Below are 5690 nucleotides of genomic sequence, written 5' to 3'. Positions count from 1 at the left end.
GCCCTCTGTCATTTTGGGTCGCATCATTTCAAATGATGTCGTTTCTGGTTGCGCCATCTTGTGCAGCATCTAAGACTGCTGGCCGACCGTTCGCGGAAACCTTTGTGGAACTCGCGCGTCGTAATCTGCCTGACCGGATCGCCCTCGTCAGCGCCGTGGTGTGAGCAATTCAGTGGACGTTCCAAAGAAGCACAAGCTTGCAGCGCTGCATCCGAACGAGATCGAGCGGCTGAAGGCCCTGCGTTCCTACGGCATTCTCGATACCGCGACAGAGCCGTCATTCGACGACATCACCAAGATCGCCAGCTATGTCTGCCAGACGCCGATCTCGATCATCAGCCTGGTCGATGATGGGCGGCAATGGTTCAAATCGGAGATCGGCCTCGGTGTGCGCGAGACGCCCATGGAGCAGTCGATCTGCGCCCACGCCATCCTCGAACATAATTTTCTCGAAGTGGAAGACGTCACCAAGGATCCGCGCTTCCTCGCCAATCCGCTGGTGACCGGTGAGCCGCATGTGCGCTTCTATGCCGGCGCCTTGCTGCGCACGCCGGATGGCTTGCCGCTCGGCACCGTTTGCGTGCTCGACGACAAGCCGCGCGTGCTTACGCCGGAGCAGCGCGAAGTGCTCGCTGCCCTCGCCCGCCAGGTCATGGCGCAGATGGAGTTTCGCCGCGCGCTGGTGCTCGCCGATCGTCTTCAGCGCAATATCAGCCGCCTGATGGCGGTGGCCGGGCACGATCTCAAACAGCCGCTGCAGGTGATGGTGATGGCCATCGATCGCATTCGCGGCAAGCTGACCGATGAGAAGGACCGCGAGCGCCTCGGCTATGCCGTCGATGCCGGCATGCGCATGGCCGAAGAACTCGACCGTCTGGCCGAGACGTCCGTGCTCGGCGCCGGGCTGGGCGCGCCAATCCTGCACGCCTTTCCGCTGCAGGACGTGTTCGACTCCATCCTCGCCAACTGGCGCCTGCATGCGGAAGCCAAGGGGCTCGACCTTGTCGTGCTGCCGAGCAAGGCGAATGTCGTCAGCGATCCCGGCATGCTGCGCGCGATCCTCGGCAACCTGGTCGGCAATGCGATCAAGTACACCGATCGCGGCCGCGTCTTGGTTGGCGCCCGCAAGCGCGACAATGCCGTGAGCATCGAAGTGCTGGATACCGGCTCGGGCATTCCGAGCGAACAGCTGTCATCGATCTTCGAGGCATTCCACCAGATCAATCCAGCCAGTGAAGGCCTCGGTCTCGGCCTCTCCATCGTGCGCCGCACGGCCGAGGCGCTGGGCCATGACATCGCACTGAAATCGGATCTGACGCGGGGCTCGCATTTCACCGTGAAGGTGCCGCTGGCGGCGAGCACCTAGCCTTTCGTCGCCAGTGCCACGCCGGCCAGCGTGAAGCTCAGTGCGGCGACCTGCACGATGCCGAGAGGCTCATGCAGCATGACGGCCGCGCCGACGACGCCGATCACCGGCACCGCCATGGTGCCGATGGCAGCCACCGAGGCCGGCAGCAGCGTCAGCGCCGCGAACCAGCAGACATAGGCCAGGCAGAAGCCGATCAGCCCGACATAGGCGAACGTGCCCCAGCCGACGTAAGTGAGCGCCTGTACATGCGCGGTCTCGAAAACGAGGCCAATCAGCAGCACCGGCAGACTGCCGACCACGATCTGCCAGCCAGCCGATGCCAGCAGCGTCATGCGCAGCGGATACTTCTTCCCGAGCACCGTGCCGCCGGCAAAGCCGATGGCGCCGGTGACGGCCATCACCAGACCCAGCAGCTTCTGCGGCGTGACATGGACGCCATCGCCGAGCATCAGCGCAGCGATGCCGGAAAACGCCATCAGCATCGCGATGATGCGGCGGAGCGACAGCGTCTCGCCGAGGATCCGCCAGGCCAGCACCGCGGCCCAGATCGGCATCGTATAAGCGATGACGGCAGCCTCGCCCGCCGGCAGCCACAGCAGCGCGAGGCTCATCAGCGCCATCCAGCCGAATACGTTGAGCATGGACAGCCCGATGAGGCGCCCCCACTGCCCCTCCGGCACGCGCAGGCTCTCGCCGCGTACCAGAGCGAGCCCCAGCAGCACGACGCCACCGATCACGCCAGCACCACCGCGGCCGGTCAGCGGTGGCCATTCGGTGAGCAGGAGTTTGGTCATGGGCCAGTTGAAGCCCCAGCCGATCGAGGTGACGACGAGAAACAGCAGGCCAAGCGACGCGATTCGCGGGCGCGAATCTGTGGAGGTGGGAACGGTCATGAAATAGGCATTTCCGGCAGGGGATTCGGGGTCAGCATGCGCGCATTTGCATGTTCCGACCACCGCCAGTCGTGGGAACCGCCCATCCCATGGCCGCACGCCTCCACGTCATCGCAATGCAATGCCGAAATGCAACACTTCGCCTGCCTGTGAACAGCGGGCATGGCGCGGTTTGCGGACACATTGCAAAAAATTTTCGGCTTGGGATTCCGTGAGGACTCACCGATAGTTGGCACCGATCAGGGCGTGGCTGAGCCCCCTGGTTATCCACCCTTTCCACCATATTTAGTATTTGATTCAGGAACCGTCACTAATCCTTGACGTGAGAGATCGGTTTGGCCTAATTTTCGGATTGTCCGGTGCGAGCAGTTCTTCGTCCCCGCCGGGCGCTCCCAAACGGGTCCTGACCGGTCACTTCGTCCCTCCAAGGAGGTTACGGGGATCGGGGATCTGCGCCCTGACAACCAGAGCTTCGGAGCAGCAAAAAGGGGTCGGCAAACCGGCTCGAACGACGCGTTGAGGCGTTAGGATCAGGCGAACTTCGTCGGATCCGGGATGCATGACCCCGGCAGTTCCGGGCGGCCGCAAATGGCCCCGCCATGCTCCAGAACAGAGATAAAAGGACCGGTTTCACCGGCACATCTTGCGGCGAACTTGGGGCGGCCTTGCGGCAGTCTTGAGACCGCTCACAGAAATCACCGACCCACCAGATGTGGTGTCGGCCATTAGACGGGGCACGACGACGATGCAGATCACACGCCGCTACACCACCGAAGGACAGTCGCCCTATGCCGGGATCGACTTCCGCCTCACCACCTCCGAGATCCGCAACCCGGATGGCTCGGTCGTGTTCAAGGCCGACGGTGTCGAAGTCCCCGAGTCGTGGTCGCAGGTCGCGTCCGACGTCCTCGCCCAGAAGTATTTCCGCAAGGCCGGCGTTGCTGCGCGCCTGAAGAAGGTCGAGGAAGAAACCGTGCCGTCGTGGCTGTGGCGCTCGGTGCCCGACCAGGATGCCCTCAACGCCCTGCCCGAGAATGAGCGCTTCATCGGCGAACTCTCGGCCAAGCAGGTGTTCGATCGCCTCGCCGGCTGCTGGACCTATTGGGGCTGGAAGGGCGGCTACTTCACGTCCGAAGCCGACGCCCACGCCTTCCATGACGAGCTGCGCTACATGCTCGCCAAGCAGATGGTCGCGCCGAATTCGCCGCAGTGGTTCAACACCGGCCTGCACTGGGCCTATGGCGTCGATGGTCCCGGCCAGGGCCACTATTACGTCGACTGGAAGACCGGCAAGCTCACCAAGTCGAAGTCTTCCTACGAGCATCCGCAGCCGCATGCCTGCTTCATCCAGGGCGTCGAGGACGACCTGGTCAATGAGGGCGGCATCATGGACCTGTGGGTGCGTGAAGCCCGCCTGTTCAAATACGGCTCGGGCACCGGTTCGAACTTCTCGCGTCTCCGTGGCGAAGGTGAAAAGCTCTCGGGTGGCGGACGCTCGTCCGGCCTGATGTCGTTCCTCAAGATCGGCGATCGTGCCGCTGGCGCCATCAAGTCGGGCGGCACCACGCGCCGCGCGGCCAAGATGGTCGTGGTCGATGCCGACCATCCGGATATCGAGACCTATATCGACTGGAAGGTGAAGGAAGAGCAGAAGGTCGCTGCCCTCGTCACCGGCTCGAAGATGAACCAGAAGCATCTCAAGGCCATCATGAAGGCCTGCGTGAATTGCGAAGGTTCGGGCGACGACTGCTTCGATCCCGAGAAGAACCCGGCGCTGCGCCGCGAGATCAAGCTCGCGCGCCGCTCGCTGGTCTCGGACAACATGATCAAGCGCGTGATCCAGTTCGCCAAGCAGGGCTACAAGGACATCCAGTTCGACATCTACGACACCGACTGGGATAGCGAAGCCTATCTCACGGTGGCCGGCCAGAACTCCAACAACTCGGTCTCGCTGAAGGACGATTTCCTCCGCGCGGTGGAAGCCGACGCGAACTGGGATCTCATCGGCCGCACCAATGGCAAGGTCGTGAAGTCCATCAAGGCCCGCGACCTCTGGGAAAAGATCGGCCACGCCGCCTGGGCCTCGGCCGATCCCGGCCTGCACTTCAACACCACCATGAACGACTGGCACACCTGCAAGTCGTCGGGCGATATCCGCGCGTCCAATCCGTGCTCGGAATACATGTTCCTGGACGACACGGCGTGCAACCTCGCCTCGGCCAACCTGCTGACCTTCTACGATGTCGCCTCCAAGCGTTTCGACATCGAAGCCTATGAGCATCTGTGCCGCCTCTGGACGATCGTGCTCGAAGTCTCGGTCATGATGGCCCAGTTCCCGTCGAAGCCGATCGCGGAGCTGTCCTACGAATTCCGCACGCTTGGTCTGGGCTACGCAAACATCGGCGGCCTGCTGATGACCATGGGCCTGCCCTATGACTCGAAGGAAGGCCGCGCGCTGTGCGGCGCCCTCACCGCGGTCATGACCGGCGTGGCTTACGCGACCTCGGCCGAAATGGCCGGCGAGCTCGGCCCGTTCCCGGGCTACAAGAAGAACGCCGCGCATATGCTGCGCGTCATCCGCAACCATCGCCGCGCCGCCCATGGCGACACCCATGGCTATGAGAAGCTCGCCGTCGATCCGGTGGCGCTCGACCACGCCTCCTGCCCGCAGGCTGACATCGTCACCCGCGCCAAGCTGGCCTGGGACCGCGCCCTCGAACTCGGCGAAACCCATGGCTATCGCAACGCCCAGACCACCGTCGTGGCGCCGACCGGCACCATCGGCCTGGTCATGGATTGCGACACCACCGGCATCGAGCCTGATTTCGCGCTGGTGAAGTTCAAGAAGCTCGCCGGCGGCGGCTACTGGAAGATCATCAACCGCGCCGTCCCGGCCGCGCTGCGCGTGCTCGGCTATCGCGAGAGCGAGATCGCCGAGATCGAGGCCTATGCCGTCGGTCACGGTTCGCTGTCCAACGCGCCGGGCATCAATGCCTCGACCCTGAAGGCCAAGGGCTTCACCGACGAAGCGCTCGCCAAGGTCGAGAAGGCCCTGCCGACCGCCTTCGACATCAAGTTCGCCTTCAACAAGTGGACCTTTGGTGAGGACTTCCTCCGCGACACGCTGAAGATCGAGGCGGAAGCCATCGCGGCTCCGGGTTTTGACCTGCTCGCCGCCCTCGGCTTCACCAAGCGCGAGATCGAAGCGGCCAACGTGCACATCTGCGGCGCGATGACGGTGGAAGGTGCCCCGCACCTGAAGGCCGAGCACTATGCCGTGTTCGATTGCGCCAATCCCTGCGGCAAGATCGGCAAGCGCTATCTCTCGGTGGAAAGCCACATCCGCATGATGGCGGCGTCGCAGCCCTTCATCTCGGGTGCGATCTCCAAGACCATCAACATGCCGAACGACGCCACGGTGGAGGACT

3 protein-coding genes are annotated in these 5690 nt (G+C 63.5%); 2 read left to right on the top strand and 1 reads right to left on the bottom strand.

All coding sequences use genetic code 11. From position 1 onward, the window contains the following. Positions 1-172 precede the first annotated feature (172 nt). Positions 173-1366 (top strand): GAF domain-containing sensor histidine kinase, encoded by a 1194-nt coding sequence (locus ACIQ17_RS30090; RefSeq protein WP_398473125.1) that lies wholly within the window; start codon positions 173-175, stop codon positions 1364-1366. On the opposite strand, the gene ACIQ17_RS30085 is transcribed toward ACIQ17_RS30090, so the two are convergent. Beyond that, a complete protein-coding gene (locus tag ACIQ17_RS30085; RefSeq protein WP_398473124.1) occupies positions 1363-2262 on the bottom strand; it encodes a DMT family transporter in 900 nt (299 codons plus the stop codon). The two genes, ACIQ17_RS30090 and ACIQ17_RS30085, sit on opposite strands and share 4 nt — an antisense overlap. Positions 2263-3007: 745 nt before the next feature. Between ACIQ17_RS30085 and ACIQ17_RS30080 the strand changes: the two genes are divergently transcribed. Continuing rightward, the coding region (locus tag ACIQ17_RS30080) for a vitamin B12-dependent ribonucleotide reductase (RefSeq protein WP_398473123.1) at positions 3008-5690 on the top strand (2683 nt) is incomplete at its 3' end.

The organism is Tardiphaga sp. (assembly GCF_044340795.1).
Lineage (GTDB): Bacteria > Pseudomonadota > Alphaproteobacteria > Rhizobiales > Xanthobacteraceae > Tardiphaga.
The sequence above is the reverse complement of the archived record's forward strand: the minus strand, read 5'-3'. Positions and strand labels throughout refer to the sequence as shown.

What these genes read in the sequence shown, in the direction of transcription:
- ACIQ17_RS30085 (WP_398473124.1), bottom strand. Translation starts at nt 2,262, where the DNA reads ATGACCGTTCCCACCTCCACAGATTCGCGCCCGCGAATCGCGTCGCTT.